The organism is Streptomyces sp. DH37, from assembly GCF_029813835.1.
In the GTDB taxonomy this organism is placed as follows: domain Bacteria; phylum Actinomycetota; class Actinomycetes; order Streptomycetales; family Streptomycetaceae; genus Streptomyces.
In genome coordinates this window covers 14,479-32,133 of record NZ_JARVKV010000042.1, presented here as the reverse complement: position 1 = coordinate 32,133, position 17,655 = coordinate 14,479, and the positions used below count along the sequence as shown (strand labels likewise).

Below are 17,655 nucleotides of genomic sequence, written 5' to 3'. Positions count from 1 at the left end.
TTCCCACCCTATCACCCATTGTCCTATTTGCCTCTTTGCCCTGATTCCGGGAGCATCCCACAGAACACGTCTTCTTTGTCGCGCTTTCCGAGCAAGAGTAACCTTTCTCGAAATTTCCATGTTTTTCTTGGCGCCGCGCGGCCGACCGCTCCCCCGCGCGCGGATTTCCCGGAGGAATTCGCACGGAGAGGAGGCGCCCACCGCTCCCCCGGGCGCCGTCCCGCGTGTCGCACACGGCCATGCCGTCCGCCGACGAGCGACGGCGAACCGAAGGAGTGCTACCTGTTCCCGCGAACCTTCAAGCGCGTCCGTGCCTACAATGACCGATTCGAATAGCTCATCGTGACGACTTTCTTTCGGAGTGCGACGGCCGGTGGCCGACCGACGCCTCCGAGCGGAGTCCCGGGTGGGCGACTGCGCGCGACGCACAGTCGCTCACCGCTCACACCCAGTCCCGCCCACCGCGATCATCCCGCCGCCGGGATGGGGCCACAAGGAGGATGCCGACAATGACCGCCAAGTCCGCACAACCGGACGGAGTGGTGGAGGAGTTCGGAAGTCCGCGCCAACAACTCCTCAGCGCGGTACACGTATTGCCCGTCGACTTCCTGCGCACGGCCGACTCGCCGCGAGCCGTCCTCGAGAACACCGAGCACTTACGCGTCCTGGCCATGACGGGGGAGGCTCTTCCGCCCATCATCGTGCACCGCCCCACCATGCGGGTCATCGACGGCATGCACCGGCTGCGGGCCGCCGTCCTGCGCGGCCGGACCGAGATCGAGGCGCGGTTCTTCGACGGCAGCGAGGAGGACGCCTTCGTCCTGGCCGTGGAGTCCAACATCGCCCACGGGCTCCCGCTGAAGCTCGCGGAGCGCTCCGCCGCCGCCCTGCGCATCCTGGCCTCGCATCCGCACTGGTCCGACCGGGCGATCGCCGCCGTGACGGGGCTGTCCGCGCAGAAGGTGAGTTCGCTGCGGCGCAGCCTGCCGGAGGCCCCGGCACCGGCCGACGCGCGAGTCGGCCGGGACGGACGGGTGCGTCCGCTGAGCACCGCCCAGGCCCGCAAGGAGGCGAGCCGCCTGCTGTCCTCCTTCCCCGAGATGTCCCTGCGGCAGATCGCCAGGCGGACCAGGCTCTCCCCCAGCACCGTCCGGGACGTGCGCGACCGGATGCAGCGGGGCGAGGACATCGTGCCCCGGCGCCACCAGAAGCCCGCCCCCGTCCCCCGGCGGTCCGTGCCGTGCGGGACCGAGCCGGGCGGGCCTGTCGTCATACGGTCCCGCACCGACCTGGCGGCCGAGGACACCGCGGACCGCTGCGTACCGCCCGAGGCCGCGCAGCCCGCGCCGGACCCGGTCGCCCTCTACCGCAGACTCTGCCGGGACCCGGCCCTGCGGCAGAGCGAGGCGGGACGCCGGCTGCTGCGCCTGCTCGGCCTCCTCCTGATGTCGTCCGAGGAGTGGGACGCCCTGGCCGGCGCGGTGCCCGCGCACCGCACCGGCGTCGTCGCCGACCTTGCGCTCGAGTGCGCCCGGACGTGGCAGTCGTTCGCCGACCGGGTCGGAGAACGGGGGCTCTGACAGGCCCCCGGCGGATCTCTGGGAGACCTCTGGCAGGCCTCCGACAGACCCCCGACAAACAGAGCCGGGGAGGGCCCGGAGCGGTGGAAGCACGACGCTCCGGGTCCTCCCCGGCCCGGACCTCTCCGTGCCGTCGCCCGGTGGCCGCTCAGTACCGGACGGAGCGCAGCCGGGGCCCGTACGGAGCAGCGTCCAGCCAGCGGCCGGCCCGGGGCCACAGAGGCGCCACGGCCGCCGCCGCCCGCTGTGCCGCCCGCTGTCCCGGACGCCGGGCCAGCAGGTGGTCCAGGGCGGCGCCCGCGGCCCGCACGTTGCGTTCCGCGGCGTTCCGCCGGCGCCGCGCGTACTCCCCGGCGTTCCCCTCGTGCACGGCGCGGGCGGCTTCCACCGCGTCGGTGATCCCGGAGTTCATCCCGCGTGCTCCGAAGGGCGGCAGCAGGTGGGCCGCCTCGCCGGCCAGCAGTACGCGCCCGGTGGCGTCGGTGAGGCTGCCCGCGATCCGCTGCTGGAAGCGGTAGACCGACACCCAGGTGACGCGCGCGTCGGGCACCTGGGGCAGGACGCCGGGCAGCCACCGGGCCGGCGCCTCGGCGATCCGCCGCGCATCGTCGCCCGGACGGCACTGCACGTCCACGCGCCAGCCGCCGCGGAAGGGGACCAGCAGCACGTTGCGTCCGCCCGCCGCCGGGTGGCGGTAGTGGAAGACGCGCTCGGCCGGGGCGGGTTCCGGCCCGTCGGCGACGTCGACGACGACGAACTCGGCGGCCGTGGTGGAGCCCTCCAGCGCCACACCCACCTGCTCGCGGACCCGCGACCGGGCCCCGTCCGCGGCCACGACGTACGCGGCGTCGTACGCGGCGCCCGAGCCGGTGCGCACCAGCACCCGGTCACGGCGCGGCGCCACCGAGACCACCGGGTCCCCCCAGACGGACACCACGCCCGCCCGGTCGCAGGCCTCGCGCAGCAGGTCCTCGACCACCGCCTGCGGCAGGCTGGTGAAGGGCGGGCGGACGGAGGCTCCGTAGCTGCGGGCGTACACCTGCTTCCCGCCCCACAGGGTCCGCTTGGTGGTCCACACCAGCCCCCGCGCCGCGACGGCCTCGCCCAGCCCCGGGCTGATGTCCGACAGCCGGTCCAGGGTCGCCCGGTGCACGAAGAGGGCGCGGCTGCCGGGGCGTGCCTCCCCGCGCGGGCGGGCTTCCAGCAGGACGGTCTCCAGGCCTCGGGCCTTGGCCGCGAGAGCGGCGCTCAGGCCCACCGGACCCGCGCCCACCACGGTGACGTCGGTCACCGTGCGCAACCGTGCGGGACGCGGGCGGCGCGCGCGGAGGGGACGACGGCCGGATTGAAGCGCTCCTCGACGTACAGGGGCGCCTCGTCCGCCAGCGACAGCAGGTAGGCGCGCCGTACGGCGGAAACGGCGGATGGGGAGCCCGGCCAGGGGCACAGGGCGATCTCCAGCGGCACCCGGCGCGGCGCGGCGCGGCGCACCGCCGCGGAGATTCCGAGCGGGACGGTCCGTCCGGTGACCGCTCCGGCCAGGCGGGGATCACCGGGCAGCCGGCCGGTCACCAGGTTCCGGGAGACCACCAGCCCGCGCGGGCCGACGAGTTCGCTGTGGCGGACCAGGTACGGCCCATCCGCGTGCGGCTCGCGGAACCGGCGGGACCCGCCGGGGACGCGACCGGGCGTGGACGGCGGCGCGGCGGCCGTGCTCTGGGCGGTGACACGCAGCCGGAGCCTGCACCCCAGGCGCTCCTCCAGCAGTTCCGTGGTCGACCCGGCCAGACTCAGCAGGCGGCGGGTGAACACATCGGTGAACTCCTCCGCCGGCATGCCCCGCGGCGGGACGCCGCCCGGGGGCGCTGCGAGGGCGGGTGCCGTGGCCGGCTGCGCGGCCACGGCACCCGGAGTCGGACCGGGGAGGGTCACGACGAGGACGCGGGCGCGTGGTTGCCCGGAACCAGCCGCTGAGCGATCGCGAGCCGGTTGTAGCTGTTGATCGTCACGATGACCCAGATCAGCTGGGCCAGCTGCTCCTCGCCGAAGACCTTCAGGGAGCGCTCGTACACCTCGTCCGGCACCTGGCCGTCGTGAACCAGGGTCACGGCCTCGGTCAGCTCCAGGGCCGCGCGCTCGCGCTCGGAGAAGAAGGGGGTCTCCCGCCAGGCGTTCAGCGCGTAGATGCGCTGCTCGGTCTCCCCCGCGTTGCGGGCGTCGATGGTGTGCATGTCGATGCAGAAGGCGCATCCGTTGATCTGGGAGGCGCGGATCTGCACCAGGTAGCGGAGGGTGGACTCCAGTCCGGCTTCCTCGGCCGCCTTGTCGGCGGTGGCGTACAGGCGGCCCATGGTCGTGTAGGCGGCGGAGGAGAGTTTCGTGAGGTCCAAGCGCTCGCTGATCTTGGTGGTCATAGGCCGAACGCTAGGAGAACCACCGGCGGTTGCACCAGTGTGCAACACGCCGGGTGGACACCCTCCTCCCACCGCGCACGGCCGCGCGGCGGGGGGTGTGCACGGCCGCCCGGCGGCGCTTGACAGCCCAGATACCTCACTGAAAAGTTAAATTCCGCGCTGAGGGGGCGGCGATCCCGTGCCGGGCCCCTCCGTGCCCCTGTGCACTTGTCTGCATCCCGACCCCACCGCGGCCTCTCGCGTCCTCGCAACACACCCAAGGGCCGTTGCGTACGGCACGGCGTCACCGCCGGCTCCGCGGATTCCGGCCCCCGGGTGTCCGCACCACCGCCGGCGGGCCACGGACCCGGCCCCCGGGGAGTCCCACTCCCGGAAGCCGGTCCCCGGCACGCTCCAGAGGCTGACCGACGACCAGTTTGGACGGATATGACCGAGCTGACAAACGTCCCAGCGCAGGACGGCGAACCGCCGAAGCCCGCCGAGTACCTGCGCGACATCCTGCGCTGGCACTTCGACCCCGCGACCGGCTCCCCCTTCTGGCTGGCCAGGGCCCGGTCTCTGGACTTCGATCCGCTCACCGACATAGCCGAGATCTCCGACCTGCGCCGCTTCCCGGACGTCAGCGACGATCTGCGCACGGTCCCCGTCGAGGACCTCATCCCCGCGGGCCTGAAGGACCAGAGCTTCGAGGTCTTCGAGTCCGGCGGCACCGTCGGCGCCCCCAAGCGGGTGGTCGACAGCACCGCCCGCATCCGGAACATCGACTGGGTCAGCACCGTCCTGGCGGAGCACGGCTTCCCCGAGCGCGGGCACTGGCTGCACGTCGGCCCGACCGGCCCCCACGCCGTCGGCCGCAGCGTGCGCCGCCTGGCCCAACTGCGCGACGGCATGTGCTTCACGCTCGACTTCGACCCCCGCTGGGTGAAGCGGCTGATCGGCTCCGGCCGCACGGACCTGGCCGCCGAGTACCGCGAGTACCTGCTCGACCAGATGGAACTCATCGTCAGCACCCAGAACATCGCGGTCCTCTTCATCACCCCGCCGGTGCTGGAGGCGGTGTGCGCACGCTCCGGCCTGTACGAGCGCCTGGCCGGCTCGCTCAAGGCCATCCTGTGGGCCGGCACCAGCATCAGCCCCGAGACGCTGCACCAGATCGAGGAGACGTTCTTCCCCGACGCCACGGTCGCCGCCATATACGGCAACACCATGATGGGCGTCGCCCCGCAGCGCCCGCGCGAGGAGAGCGACACCCACCCCTGCGTCTTCCGGCCCTACGTCCCGCAGTCGATCGTCGAGCTCCTGGACCCGCAGACGGGCGAACCGGTCGCCTACGGCGAACGGGGCCAGGTGCTCGTCCACCAGATGAGCCGGGACCTCTTCCTGCCGAACCTGCTGGAGCGCGACACCGCCATCCGCGTCCGGCCGGCCGCCGGGGACGACGTCGACGGCCTCGCCGACATCGCCCCCCTGCGGAGCGCGGACGCTCCCAAGGTCGTCGAGGGGGTCTACTGATGTCGGACCGGCAGCCCTTCATCGGTCCCGTCATCGGCGGCCGCGGCACCGACAGCCGCGACCGCGCCGAACTGACCGCCCTCGACGACACGCCGCTGGCCACGGTCGGGCTGGCCCCGCGGCTGCTCGCCCAGGCGGCCCTCAACCGCGTCCGGGCCGCCGCGGACGCCTCCGTACCGCCTCCGGAGCTGTTCGCCACCGCCGGAAAGCTGTTCGCCACCGCGGAACTGGAGGGCGAGACCCCCCAGGAGTACCGGCGCCGGGTCGTCATGGCGACCGGTACCCCGGCCGGGGCCATCACCCGCGCCATCGACGGCATCGGCGACTCGCTGGGCATGGTCGAGCGGCTCAACCGGGCCGAACTGCCCGCGCCCTTCGAGGTGCCCGGCTACAGCACGCACTGGGTGCCGCGCGGTTCGCTGCTGGCCGCCGTCGTCCCCAACAACCACCCCGAGCCCAACGTCACCTGGGTGCGCGCCCTGTCCATGGGCACGAGCGTGCTCGTCCGGCCGGGAAGCAGGGACCCCTTCACCCCCCGCCGGCTCCTGGCCGCCCTGCTGGCCGCGGGACTGGACCCCGACAAGGCGGCGTTCCTGCCCGGCGGGCACGACATGGGCGAGCACCTGCTGACCCAGACGGACCTGGGCCTGGTCTACGGCGGCCCGGCCGCCGCGGCCCGCTACGCCGGCCGGGGCGACGTCCTGGTCCGCGGCCCCGGCCGGAGCAAAGCCCTCGTCGGATCCGGCGCCGCACAGGACGACGGCCTCCTCGACGACCTGGTCCGGTGGATCGCCGACGACGGCGGAGTGCGCTGCAACAACATCTCCCTGGTCCTCACCAGCGGCCCCGTCGAGCCCCTCGCCGAGGCACTCGCCGAACGGCTCGCGGCCCTGCCGGTGCTGCCGGTCCTGGACGAGCGCGCCACGCTGCCGGCCACCAGCCGCGGCAACGGGGAGGCCATGGCCGAGTACCTCGCCGAGCTGACCGCCAAGGCAGTCGACCACAGCAGCGCCCGCTACGGCGGGTCGCCGATCGCCGACCCCGGCGACGGCACCGCCGTCCTGCGGCCCGTGGTCGTGTCCGTGGACAGGCCCGACGCCTCCCCGGCGGGCACCGAACTCGGTTTCCCCTTCGTCGTGGTGGCCCCGTGGAGCCAGGACGACGGCACCGGCCCGCTGCGCGACTCCCTGGTCGTCAGCCTGCCCGACGAGCACGCCTCCCTGGCACCGCGGGTCCTGCGCGAGCCGTCGGTCCGCAAGGTGGTCACCGGCCGGGTCAAGCCCTGGGCCGGTCTTCCCGAAACACCGCACGACGGCAGCCTCGCCCAGTTCCTCCTCGAACCCAAGGGACTGGTCACGGCAGAGGCAGAGAGCTGACGTCCACCGACGGCCCCCGCGGTCGGCCGCCGCGCCGACGGAGAGAGGAACCGTGACCCTCACCGCATCCTCGCGCCATGTCAGTCCCACCGCATCCGGTCCCGCCCCGGACCTCCGCGTCCCGCCCGGCACGGACTGGCGCAACCTGCCGGCCGCTCAGCAGCCGGCATGGCCCGATCCCGCCCTGGCGGAAATCGTCCAGGACCAGCTCGCCCTCCAGCCCCCTCTGACCGCGCCCGCCGACGTCCGCCGGCTCGGCTCGGCCCTCGCCCACGCCGTAGCAGGCCGGGCTTTCCTGCTCCAGGCGGGAGACTGCGCCGAACCCACGGGGGCGGCCGGGCTCGCCGCGGTCCGCGGCAAGCACCGGATCATCGGCCGGATGGCCGAGACCATCAGCGCCCGCGCCGATCTGCCCACCCTCACCGTGGGGCGCATCGCCGGGCAGCACGCCAAACCGCGGTCCATGCCGCAGGAGACCGTCGACGGCCGTACCCTGCCGGTCTACCGCGGAGACATGGTCAACGAAGCCGCGCCGCACCCCGATGCCCGGGTCCCCGACCCGCGCCGGATGCTGACCGCCTACCGCACCGCACGCGCGGTCATCAACGAACTCCACCTCATCGCGCACGAGACGGTGTCCGGACTCCTTCCCCACACCTGGGAGGAAGCCGCGCCGCACGCCGTCCCCACCCGCCCGTACGACGGCACGCTCCGCTCGGTGATCCGGGACTACGGCCGCACCGTCAAGGTGGACGGCTCCTGGCGCCGGACCGGCCTGTGGACCAGCCACGAGGCACTGGTGCTGGACTACGAGCAGACGCTGGTGCGGCGCGACCCGCACACCGGGGAGCACTACCTGCTCTCCACCCACCTGCCCTGGATCGGCGACCGCACCCGGCGCCTGGACGGGGCACACGTCGCCTTCCTCGCCCGGACAGCCAACCCGGTGGCCTGCAAGGTGGGCCCGGGCATCACCCCCGAGGAGCTCACCGAGCTCTGCGGGCGGCTGGACCCCCACCGCAGGCCCGGCCGGCTCACCCTCATCAGCCGCTTCGGCGCCGGCCTGATCCGGGAGCGGCTGCCGGTGCTCTCCCGTGCCGTACGCGCCGCCGGCCACGACGTGCTGTGGGTCTGCGACCCCATGCACGGCAACACCTTCACGGCCTCGAACGGCGTGAAGACCCGGCGGATGAGCGACATCCTCGCCGAGGTCACCGCTTTCTTCGAGGTGATGACCGATGCCGGGCAGTGGCCGGGCGGCATCCACCTGGAGATCGCCGGCGACCACGTCACCGAGTGCCTGGGAGCCGGAGGCCCCACCGCGGAGGAGGGCCTCACCCGCGCCTACCGCACCCTGTGCGACCCCCGCCTGAACGACAGCCAGGCACTGCTGACCGCACAGAGGGTCGCCGAACTCATCGCCCGGGGATGACCGCCCCCACTCGCTCCATTGCCGGCCGAGTCCCATAACTCTTCAGAAAGCCGTGTAATGAGAACTCTTCTGATCGACAACTACGACTCGTACACCTACAACCTCTACCAGCTCATCGCGGAGGTGAACGGCGTCGAGCCGACCGTCGTCACCAACGACTCGCCCGACGCCGCCGACATCGACCTGTCCGCCTTCGACTGCGTCACGATATCCCCCGGGCCCGGCCATCCCGGCCGCTCCCGCGACTTCGGGGTCTCCGCCCGCATCCTGGAGACCGCCGACATCCCCGTCCTCGGGGTCTGCCTGGGGCACCAGGGCATCGGCCAGGCCGAGGGCGCCCGGATCGTGCCCGCCCCCGAGCCCCGGCACGGCTTCCTCACCAGCGTCAAGCACGACGGCCAGGGCATCTTCGAGGGGCTCCCGCAGAACTTCACAGCCGTGCGCTACCACTCCCTCCACGTGGCCGAGCCGCTGCCCGACACCCTCGTCGCCACGGCGTGGGCGGAGGACGGCGTCATCATGGGGCTGCGCCACCGCGACCGACCCGTCTGGGGAGTGCAGTTCCACCCCGAGTCCGTCTGCACCGAGCACGGCCGCCAGATGATGGCCAATCTGCGCGACTTCGCCCTCACGCACCGCAAGACCCGGCAGAGGCCGGCGGTCACCGTCTCCCCCGCCGCCCCGGCGACCAGGGCCGAGCCCGCCGCCGGCCTCCCCGTCACACCCGGTGAGCCGGCCGCCGGCCTCCGCGTCCACCTGCGCACCCTGGAGACGGCCGTCGACACCGAGGCGGTCTTCACCCACCTGTACGCCCGGTCGTCGGCCCCCGCCTTCTGGCTGGACAGTGCGCACGTCGAGCCGGGCCGGTCCCGCTTCTCCTTCCTCGGCGACGCCGCGGGCCCCCTGTCCGAGGTCGTCCGATACCGCGTCGGGGACGGCGCGGTGGAGGTCACGCGCACCGGGGAGGCGCCGGTGCGCGTCCCGGGCACGGTCTTCGACTACCTCCAGGGACAGCTGCACCGGCGCCGCACCGACGTCCCCGACGTCCCGTTCGACTTCACCGGGGGCTACGTCGGCTACTTCGGGTACGAGCTCAAGGGCGATCTCGGCGCGGTGAACAGGCACACCTCGCCCGTCCCCGACGCCACCTGGATCTTCGCCGACCGGGTCATCGCCGTGGACCACCAGGAGGACATCACCTACCTGCTGGCCCTCAGCGACGGCAGTCCCGCCGTCGAGGCGGAGGCCCGGCACTGGATGGAGACCACCACCGCCCGGGTCCTGTCGCTGTCCGCGCCCGAGCCGCCCACCGAGGCGGGCGGCACCTCCGCCGAGCCCTGGCTGACCCACGACCGCCAGGAGTACCGGGCGCGCATCGCGGAGATCGACCGGAAGCTGCGGTCCGGCGAGAGCTACGAGGTGTGCCTGACCACTTCGGCCTGGCTGCCCGCCGACGGCGACGGCTACGACTACTACCGGACGCTGCGGCGCGCCAACCCCGCGCCCTACGGGGCGTACCTCCGCCTGGACGACGACCTGGAGATCGCCAGCTCCTCACCCGAGCGGTTCCTCACCATCGACCGCTCCGGCGTGGTGGAGACCAAGCCCATCAAGGGCACGGTTCCCCGCGGCGCCGACCCGGCGGAGGACGAGAGGCTGCGCGCCTCGCTGGCCTCCAGTCCCAAGACCCGCGCGGAGAACCTGATGATCGTCGACCTGCTCCGCAACGACCTGGGGCGGGTGTGCGAGGTCGGCAGCGTCCACGTACCGCGGCTGATGGCCACCGAGACCTACGCCACCGTCCACCAGCTGGTGTCCACCGTCCGCGGCAGGCTGCGTCCGGGCACCGACGCCATCGACGCCGTCCGGGCCTGCTTCCCCGGCGGCTCGATGACCGGCGCCCCCAAGCTGCGCACGATGGAGATCATCGACGAGCTGGAGACCGAGGCCCGCGGTGTGTACTCCGGGTCGATCGGCCTGCTCTCCACCAACGGCACCGCGGACCTCAACATCGTCATCCGGACCGCCGTCAGGATCGGCGACCGGTGGCGGATCGGTGCCGGCGGCGCGATCGTCCTCGACTCCGACGCGGACGACGAGTTCGACGAGATGGTCCTCAAGGCGTCCGCCCCGCTGCGGGCCTACCGCGCCCAGGCAACCGCCGCCGTGTGACCGCCCGGGCCCGGGCGGTCGACCCCCGGGGGCGAGCCCCGGCCCGCCCCTCCGGCCCATGAACCGACAGGAGCGCAAGTCCACATGAACATGGCCGAAGCCCTCGCGGCCACAGCCGCCGGGAGAGGATGGGCGGACCGGCCCGCCTACCACGAGCAGGACCGGACCGTCACCCACGGGCAGGTCCACCATCTCGCCGCCCGCGCCGCGTCCGTGCTGGCCGAGCACGGCGTCACCACCGGCCGCCGGGTCGTGATCGCCCTGCCCGACACCGTCGCCTGGGTCGTCTGCTTCCTCGCGGCCGCCCGGCTCGGCGCCACCGCCGTGCTGCTCAACCCGAACCTGACCGAGGAGAACCACCGCTACCTCACCGAGGACAGCCAGGCCACCCTGGCCGTATCCGACGAGGCGATCGCCGGGCACTTCCCCGACGTCGCCCACCTCACGGGCGAACGGCTGCTGGAACTGGCGGAGCGACAGGCCCCCGCCGCCGCAGCGCAGGTGGACGCCGACCATCCGCTCTACATCCAGTACACCTCCGGCACCACCGGACGCCCCAAGGGGGTGATCCACCGCCAGGGGGACCTGGAGACCTACTACACCGGGGCGGGCGCCCAGGTCCTCGGTGTCGGCCCCGACGACGTCTGCCTGTCGGTGTCCAAGCTGTTCTTCGCCTACGGCCTGGGCAACTCGCTGGCGTTCCCCCTGTACTCCGGGTGCTCCGCCGTGCTGTCGCCCGGCCCGCCGCGGCCGGGGCGGATCGCCGAACTCGTGGCACGCCACCGGGTCACGTACCTGTACGCGGTGCCGTCCGCGTACGCCAACCTGCTGGCCGAGGCGGACCCGGAGGACTTCCGCAGCGTCCGCGCGGCCGTCACCGCCGGCGAACGGCTGGGCGCCGACCTCGCCGAACGGGCCACCGCCTTCCTCGGAGCCCCGCTGTTCGACCAGCTCGGCTCCACCGAGGCAGGGCACGCCATCGCCACCAACGGCGTCTCCTTCCACGTCCCGGGCACCATCGGGCGCCCGGTGCCGGGCTTCGCGGCGGAGGTCCGCGCCCCCTCCGGCCGCGTCCTGCCCGACGGCGAGCCCGGTGAGCTGTGGGTGCGCGGTCCCACGGTCACGCCGGGGTACCTCGGGCTGCCCGAGGAGACCGCCAGGATCCTCGTCGGCGGCTGGCTGAACACACGCGACCGCGCCGTGCGCAACCCCGACGGCACGCTGGTGCACCTCGGCCGCACCGACGACCTGGAGATGGTCGGCGGCATCACCCTCTCCCCCGTCGAGATCGAGCGGGTCATCGCCCGCCACCCGGCCGTCCGCGACGTCGTGGTGGCCTCCGTCGGCGACGAGCGAGGCGCCACCAAACTGCGCGCCTTCGTCGTCCCCGGGCAGGACGTCACCGACCCGGACCTCCTGGAGAAGGAGCTCCTCGCCCTGGCCCGCACCCACCTGGCCCCCTACAAGGTGCCGCGCAGCGTGACGTTCGTCCCGGCCCTGCCGCGTACCGACACCGGCAAGCTCCGGCGCTTCCTGGTGCGCCAGGGCTCCTGGTGACAGCCGACCTCCGATCCGACGCGCAGAAAGCAGCCGACACATGATCCTGCCCGCCCGCCTTCCGGAACTGGCCTTCTACCTCGGTGAGATGTGGCAGAGGGCGGCCGAGAAGCACCCGGCCGTCCCCGTCACCCTCGACGTTCCGCTCGCCACCCTCCCGGACCTCGGCACCGCCTTCACCTACGCCACCCTGGCCGACGTGGTGGACGACCTCGCGGCCCGGCTGTGGGAGCTGGGGGTCCGTCCCTCCGAGCGCGTCGCCGTGCACAAGAGCGACAACTTCGACATCACCCTGCTGGCCTGCGCGGTGGCCAGGGCCGGCGCGGTCCCGGTCATGCTCTCCGCCGCGCTCCCCGGCGACATCGTGGAGCAACTGCTGCGCCGCCTCGACCAGCCCTGGCTGATCACCGACGCCGAGAAGCTGACCGGCCCGCTGGACGGCGTCCCGGTGCGGGACCTGACCCGACGCACCGTACTGGCCGGGACCGGGCCCCACGAGGACCTGCCCCTGATCAGCGAGCTGGACGGGGCGGCCCGGCGCCCCTCCGTCCAACTGCACCCCTCGCAGCCGGCCCTGATCACCCACACCTCGGGCACCACCGGCGTCTCCAAGCTGATGGTCCACACCGCGCAGGCGCTCTTCCACCGTCTGCTGCCGCAGCAGGTCATCGCCTGGCCGATCCGGAAGAAGGAGACGGTCGCGTTGTGCATGTCCTTCGTGCACTCGCGCTTCTTCCACTCCCTGGGGGTCTTCCTCAACTACGGGAACCCACTGGTCATCCTCGCCGACCCGGCTCCGGAGAAGATCGCGCCGGTCTTCAGGCGGCACCGGCCCGGCCTGGTCGAGACCCACCCGAACAACTTCATCCAGTGGGAGGACCTCGTCGACGCCCCCGGCGCGCCGCTGTCCAGCGTCCGGTACTACAGCAGCACCTTCGACGCCATCCACCCGCGCACCATCCAGCGGCTGCTGGCCGCCTCCAGGCGTCCCCGGCCCCTCCTGGTCCAGCTCTACGGCCAGAGCGAGACCGGTCCGATCTCGGGCGCCTGGTACACCAGGAAGACCGCCGCGCGCAACGACGGCCGCGATGTCGGCTACGTGCTGCCGGGCTTCATCAAGCTGCGCGTGGTCGACGAGAGCGGCAGGCCCGTCGCCAGGGGCAAGTCCGGCCACCTCGAACTGCGCGGCCGCGGCCGCATCATGACCTACCTCGGCGAGCACGAGCGCTTCCTGAACAACTTCAACGACGGCTGGTGGCGGCTGGGGGACATGGGTTACCTCGGCAGGTTCCGCAAGCTGCACCTGATCGACCGGGAGATCGACCAGATCGGTGACATCGACAGCAACCTGGAGCTGGAGGACATCCTGATGTCCCGCCTGGACGAGCTGCTGGAAGTGATCATCGTGGCGGGGCCCGACGGCGAACCGGTCCCGGTCGTGTGCACCCGGGGCGACGCGCCGCTCGACCCCGAGCGCTGGGCCAAGGCCACCGCGGACCTCCCGGCCCTGGCCGAGCCGGTGCAGTGGCCCTTCGACGAGGTGCCGCGCACCTCCACCTGGAAGGTCCGCCGGGTCGAGATCACCCGCATGTTCCACGAGAAGCGCGAGAAGAACACGTCCGACGCCGGATCCGCCGGCTGAGCGCCGTGCCCGGACCAGACCCAGGACGAGACCGAGGAAGAGGAGCCATGCCCCACACCCCCTCCGAGCGAGGGCCCCATCCGGTGCTGGTCATCGGCGCGGGACCGGTCGGGCTCACCGCGGCACTGGCCCTGCGCAGCCACGGCCTGCCCGTGACCGTCGTGGAGGCCGACCCCGAGGACCGGATCAGACCCGGCAGCCGCGCCCTGTTCGTGCACCGCGAGTCGCTCGAGCTGCTCGGCCGCATCAGCCCCGGACTGGACCGCACCCTGATCCGCAACGGCGTGACCTGGCCCACCCGGCGCACCGTCTACCGCACCAGGGAGGTCTTCGCCCGCACCTATCCGCAGGGGCCGCAGGACGAGGGGAGGACCCCGCCGTTCACCAGCCTCCGGCAGGTCGAGACCGAGCGGCACCTGATGGCAGCCTGCCGCGAGGCCGGCGTCGTCTTCCGGTGGGACGCGCCGGTCACCGCGGTGGAGACCGACCGGGACGGGGCCCGGGTGGTCACGGCGGACGGCACCACATGGCACGCCCAGTACGTCATCGGCGCCGACGGGGCGCGCTCCGAGGTGCGTCGGTCCCAGGGCATCACCATGTCGGGCGACCGCTCCGAGGCCTTCCACGTCGTCGTCGACATCGAGGAGGACCCGGACGATCCGCTCCCGCTGGAGCGGGTGTTCACCTACGAGCACCCCGCCCTCGGCGGGCGCAGCGTCATGCGGGTCCCGTTCGCCGGCGGCTTCCAGATGGACCTGCAGTGCAAGGACGGCGACCGCCCGGAGGACTGGGCCGACGACGCCGCGGCCCGGAGCTGGGTGGCCAAGGTGGTCGGTGAGCGGTACGCCGACCGGCTGCTGTGGGTGTCCCGCTACCACTTCCTGCACGTCGTCGCCGACACCTTCACCGACTCCGAGCACCGCGTCCTGCTGGTGGGGGAAGCCTGCCACCTCTTCCCGCCCTTCGGCGCACGGGGCATGAACAGCGGGATCGCCGACTCCGTCGCCGCTGCCGAGGCCGTCGCCCGCTCCCTCGCCGAGCCCGCCGAGCGGGCCCAGTTCGTCGAAGCATTCGCCCACTCGCGCAGGGAGGCCGCCCGGTTCAACAGCGAGGCCGCCCGCACCGCCCTGGCCCATCTGCGGCCCCGCCACCGCGTCACCCGGTTGCGGCAGGCCGCCGGGGCCGCGCTCTCCACGGTCGTGCCGTCCTGCGGGGAGTGGCTCGAGCGGGCTCCCTACGGCCCGCGCACCGGGGCTCCGACCAACACGCGGGGGCGGTACTGACCGATGCACGCCACGGAGGACGAACGTTACCTCGGCTGGGACGACGGTGCCGGCCTCGTGCCCGGGCCCGCCCCGGCGGCCACGGACGACCTGCTCGCGGCCGACTCCTGGCTGGTGGAGGACGGGCGTGTGCGCGGTCTGGAGCGGCACATGGCCAGGTTTTCCCAGGCGTGCGGGCAGGCGGCGCCGGACCTCGACGGTGTGGAGCTCTTCTGGCGGCACGCCGTCGCCGAACTGCCCCGTACCGGCGCGTGGTTCCCGCGCGTGGAGCTGCGCCCCGACCACACCCTGGGACTGCGGCTGCGCCCCGCTCCGCCACGGCAGCCGGCCATCCGCGCCATGCTCTGGGAGCGGCCGGACCCGCGGGTCGTGCCCGGCCGCAAAGGACCGGATCTGCAACGGCTGGCCCGGGTGAAGGCCCGGGCCGTGGCGGCCGGGGCCGACGACGCCCTGCTGACCGCCCCGGACGGCCGGCTCACCGAGTCGGCCACCGCGAGCCTCCTGTGGTGGGAGGAGGACGTCCTGTGCGCGCCCGACGCGCCGGGGAGCCTCCTCCCCGGTGTCACGGCCTCGCTGATCACCGACCGGGCCCGCAGGCACGGCATCACGGTACGGCGGCGCCGGGTGACCCCGGCGGACCTGGACGGGCGCGAGACCTGGCTCGTCAACGCCCTCCACGGAATCAGACCGGTGACGGCGTGGGTCAGGACCGGCCTGCGGCCCGGCCCGGCCGCGCGGGCCGGTCACTGGCGGCACGTGCTGGACGCGCTCGCGCTCCCGCTGCCGGCCCCGGAGCGGCGCTCCCTGCCCACGGGGTGACCCGCCCGTGCCCCTCCGCCCTCCGGCTCCCCTCGCTTTCCGTCCTTTTCCGTCTCCCTCGTCCTGTATGGAGGATCGTCCATGGTAAAGCGCCGTACGCTACTCGGTGCCGCCGGTCTCGCCGCCGCGAGCGGTGTGCTCGCCCCGGCGGGCAGCGCCGGCGCCCGCCCCGGCCGCACCCGGTGGGACCGGCTGGAAGCCAGACTGCGCGGTGATCTGGTGCTCCCGGGCGACGACGGGTACGACAGGGCCCGGCAACTGGCCAGTTCCCGCTTCGACGGCATCCGTCCCCGGGCGGTCGTCTACGCCGAGACCCCCCGGGACGTCGCCGCCGCGCTGCTGTTCGCCCAGCACCACGGCATACACACCGCCGTGCGCAGCGGCGGCCACAGCTACGGCGGCTGGTCCACCACCGAGGGCCTGGTCGTCAACCTCACACGCATGCGCCACGTCGATCCCGCTCCCGGCTGCGTCCGCCTCGGCCCCGGCGCGCAGTCGGTGGACATCGTGACGGCGCTGAGCCCGCACGGGACGTCCGTGCCCGGGGGATTCTGCCCCACCGTCAGCCCGGGCGGTTTCATCACCGGCGGCGGCATCGGCTGGCACTACCGCAAGTACGGCCCGGCTTCCGACCGGCTCCTCTCCGCCCAGGTGGTCCTCGCCGACGGGCGCGTGGTCGAGGCGTCCGAGCATGAGCACCCCGACCTGTTCTGGGCGCTGCGGGGAGGCGGCGGCGGCAACTTCGGAGTGGTCACCGACTTCAGGATGCGTCCCACCCCCGTCACCAGGGTCGTCCACTACGCGCTGACGTGGACCTGGGACGACGCCCAGCAGGCCGTTTCGGGCTATCTGGACTGGGTCGACTCCGCCTCCGAGGACCTGGCCTGCGGGGCGCTGGTGCGGCTGCCCGACGCCGGACCCGGCGCACTGCCGGTGGTCGTCGTCAGCGGCGTGCACTTCGGCACCGCGGAGCGACTCGACGAGGAACTCGGCGAACTGGTCTCCCTGGTCGGGCGGGCGCCGGCTACGCGGGTGACGCAGGAGATGCCCTACGAGAGGGCGATGATGCGGGTGTTCGGATGCGAGGACAGAACCGCTGACGCCTGCCACCTGACCGGCAGCAACCCCGAGGCCACCCTGCCCCGGCAGGCCTACGTCCTCAACCGGGGCCGCATGTTCGACCGTGCCCTGCCCCGGACCGGCGTCGACGGTATGCTCGCCGCCTTCGACGCCGACCGCCGGGCCGGGCAGAGCCGCGTCATCAGCCTGCTGGGTCTGGGGAAGAACGGCAACCTGCCCTCGGTCGACAGCACGGCCTGGCCGCACCGCGACACGCTCTACAGCGCCACCCTGACGGTCAGCCTCGCCTCGCCGACTCCGGCCCCCGAGGACAGCCACGCGGCGCAGAGCTGGCTGGACGGCCTGTTCGACGCCATCGACCCCTACTCCAACGGCCACTCCTACGTGAACTTCCCCGACACCCGGCTGGAGGACTACGCCGACGCCTACTACGGCCCCAACCTCGGCCGGCTGAGCCGGGTCAAGCGCGCCTACGACCCGTACGGCTTCTTCACCTTCCCCCAGGCCGTCCCCGCCTGAGGACGACATCGGCGACGAGCCGTCCCGCACCGCCCCTCGCGTCGGCCGGAGGCGGGGCGGCTCGTCCACCGCCGTGCCGCATGATCCGCTTCGGCCTGGTGTCGCTGCCGGCGCCTCCGGCGCCGCCGTTGCGACGCGGCGGGGTGAGGGCGGCGTCGGCGGCGGCGCGGGCCCGCTCGAGCCGTAGGACTCGGGCGCCGCCGGAGGTCGTGCAGCCGGACCAGGACGCCCGAGCGCCGGACGTTCGGCCGTGCCGACTTCACCCTCCC

Annotated in this window: 13 protein-coding genes; 10 read left to right on the top strand and 3 right to left on the bottom strand. The window is 73.3% G+C overall.

Features of this window, described 5'->3' with window-relative positions:
• Window positions 1–509: 509 nt before the first annotated feature.
• A complete protein-coding gene (locus QC029_RS20250; RefSeq protein ID WP_279557128.1) occupies window positions 510–1,580 on the top strand; it encodes a ParB N-terminal domain-containing protein in 1,071 nt (356 codons plus the stop codon).
• A 148-nt stretch (window positions 1,581–1,728) separates the two neighbouring features.
• Here the strand turns inward: QC029_RS20250 and QC029_RS20245 are convergent, their stop codons facing one another.
• The 3 genes from QC029_RS20245 to QC029_RS20235 all read right to left on the bottom strand — a co-directional run bounded on the left by QC029_RS20245 (window position 1,729) and on the right by QC029_RS20235 (window position 3,994).
• Window positions 1,729–2,871 (bottom strand): FAD-dependent monooxygenase, encoded by a 1,143-nt coding sequence (locus QC029_RS20245; RefSeq protein WP_279557127.1) that lies wholly within the window; start codon window positions 2,869–2,871, stop codon window positions 1,729–1,731.
• Complete coding sequence (locus tag QC029_RS20240) at window positions 2,868–3,392, bottom strand: hypothetical protein (RefSeq protein WP_279557126.1); 525 nt, start codon at window positions 3,390–3,392, stop codon at window positions 2,868–2,870. The genes QC029_RS20245 and QC029_RS20240 overlap by 4 nt, the downstream gene beginning before the upstream one ends.
• A gap of 116 nt (window positions 3,393–3,508) precedes the next feature.
• On the bottom strand, window positions 3,509–3,994 hold the full coding sequence (locus QC029_RS20235; RefSeq protein ID WP_279557125.1) for a carboxymuconolactone decarboxylase family protein: 486 nt from the start codon (window positions 3,992–3,994) through the stop codon (window positions 3,509–3,511).
• Between the two features lie 426 nt (window positions 3,995–4,420).
• Here QC029_RS20235 and QC029_RS20230 point away from each other — a divergent pair, with 426 nt between their 5' ends.
• The 9 genes from QC029_RS20230 (at window position 4,421) to QC029_RS20190 (ending at window position 17,386) form a co-directional block, all read left to right on the top strand.
• Window positions 4,421–5,506 carry an AMP-binding protein gene (locus QC029_RS20230; RefSeq protein WP_279557124.1) on the top strand — a complete coding sequence of 362 codons (1,086 nt, stop codon included), beginning with the start codon at window positions 4,421–4,423 and terminating at the stop codon, window positions 5,504–5,506.
• Window positions 5,506–6,882 (top strand): aldehyde dehydrogenase family protein, encoded by a 1,377-nt coding sequence (locus QC029_RS20225; protein WP_279557123.1) that lies wholly within the window; start codon window positions 5,506–5,508, stop codon window positions 6,880–6,882. Before QC029_RS20230 ends, QC029_RS20225 begins: the two co-directional genes overlap by 1 nt.
• Window positions 6,883–6,934: 52 nt before the next feature.
• Complete coding sequence (locus QC029_RS20220; RefSeq protein WP_279557122.1) at window positions 6,935–8,314, top strand: 3-deoxy-7-phosphoheptulonate synthase class II; 1,380 nt, start codon at window positions 6,935–6,937, stop codon at window positions 8,312–8,314.
• Between the two features lie 57 nt (window positions 8,315–8,371).
• A complete protein-coding gene (pabB, locus tag QC029_RS20215; RefSeq protein ID WP_279557121.1) occupies window positions 8,372–10,486 on the top strand; it encodes an aminodeoxychorismate synthase component I in 2,115 nt (704 codons plus the stop codon).
• An 84-nt stretch (window positions 10,487–10,570) separates the two neighbouring features.
• Window positions 10,571–12,043: an AMP-binding protein gene (locus tag QC029_RS20210; protein WP_279557120.1), complete on the top strand. Its 1,473-nt coding sequence runs from the start codon at window positions 10,571–10,573 to the stop codon at window positions 12,041–12,043.
• A 40-nt stretch (window positions 12,044–12,083) separates the two neighbouring features.
• Entirely contained in the window at window positions 12,084–13,685 is a 1,602-nt protein-coding gene (locus QC029_RS20205) for a class I adenylate-forming enzyme family protein (RefSeq protein WP_279557119.1), read from the top strand.
• 47 nt (window positions 13,686–13,732) lie between these two features.
• Entirely contained in the window at window positions 13,733–14,968 is a 1,236-nt protein-coding gene (locus QC029_RS20200; RefSeq protein WP_279557118.1) for an NAD(P)/FAD-dependent oxidoreductase, read from the top strand.
• A gap of 3 nt (window positions 14,969–14,971) precedes the next feature.
• Entirely contained in the window at window positions 14,972–15,787 is an 816-nt protein-coding gene (locus QC029_RS20195) for an aminotransferase class IV (RefSeq protein WP_279557117.1), read from the top strand.
• 81 nt (window positions 15,788–15,868) lie between these two features.
• Complete coding sequence (locus QC029_RS20190; RefSeq protein ID WP_279557116.1) at window positions 15,869–17,386, top strand: FAD-binding oxidoreductase; 1,518 nt, start codon at window positions 15,869–15,871, stop codon at window positions 17,384–17,386.
• The last annotated feature ends 269 nt before the right edge of the window (window positions 17,387–17,655 follow it).

Excerpts from the sequence above, each read along its gene's own strand:
- QC029_RS20250 (WP_279557128.1), top strand. The coding sequence starts at position 510 with ATGACCGCCAAGTCCGCACAACCGGACGGAGTGGTGGAGGAGTTCGGA.
- QC029_RS20235 (WP_279557125.1), bottom strand. The coding sequence starts at position 3,994 with ATGACCACCAAGATCAGCGAGCGCTTGGACCTCACGAAACTCTCCTCC.
- QC029_RS20230 (WP_279557124.1), top strand. The coding sequence starts at position 4,421 with ATGACCGAGCTGACAAACGTCCCAGCGCAGGACGGCGAACCGCCGAAG.
- QC029_RS20225 (WP_279557123.1), top strand. The coding sequence starts at position 5,506 with ATGTCGGACCGGCAGCCCTTCATCGGTCCCGTCATCGGCGGCCGCGGC.
- pabB (WP_279557121.1), top strand. The coding sequence starts at position 8,372 with ATGAGAACTCTTCTGATCGACAACTACGACTCGTACACCTACAACCTC.
- QC029_RS20210 (WP_279557120.1), top strand. The coding sequence starts at position 10,571 with ATGAACATGGCCGAAGCCCTCGCGGCCACAGCCGCCGGGAGAGGATGG.
- QC029_RS20205 (WP_279557119.1), top strand. The coding sequence starts at position 12,084 with ATGATCCTGCCCGCCCGCCTTCCGGAACTGGCCTTCTACCTCGGTGAG.
- QC029_RS20200 (WP_279557118.1), top strand. The coding sequence starts at position 13,733 with ATGCCCCACACCCCCTCCGAGCGAGGGCCCCATCCGGTGCTGGTCATC.
- QC029_RS20195 (WP_279557117.1), top strand. The coding sequence starts at position 14,972 with ATGCACGCCACGGAGGACGAACGTTACCTCGGCTGGGACGACGGTGCC.
- QC029_RS20190 (WP_279557116.1), top strand. The coding sequence starts at position 15,869 with ATGGTAAAGCGCCGTACGCTACTCGGTGCCGCCGGTCTCGCCGCCGCG.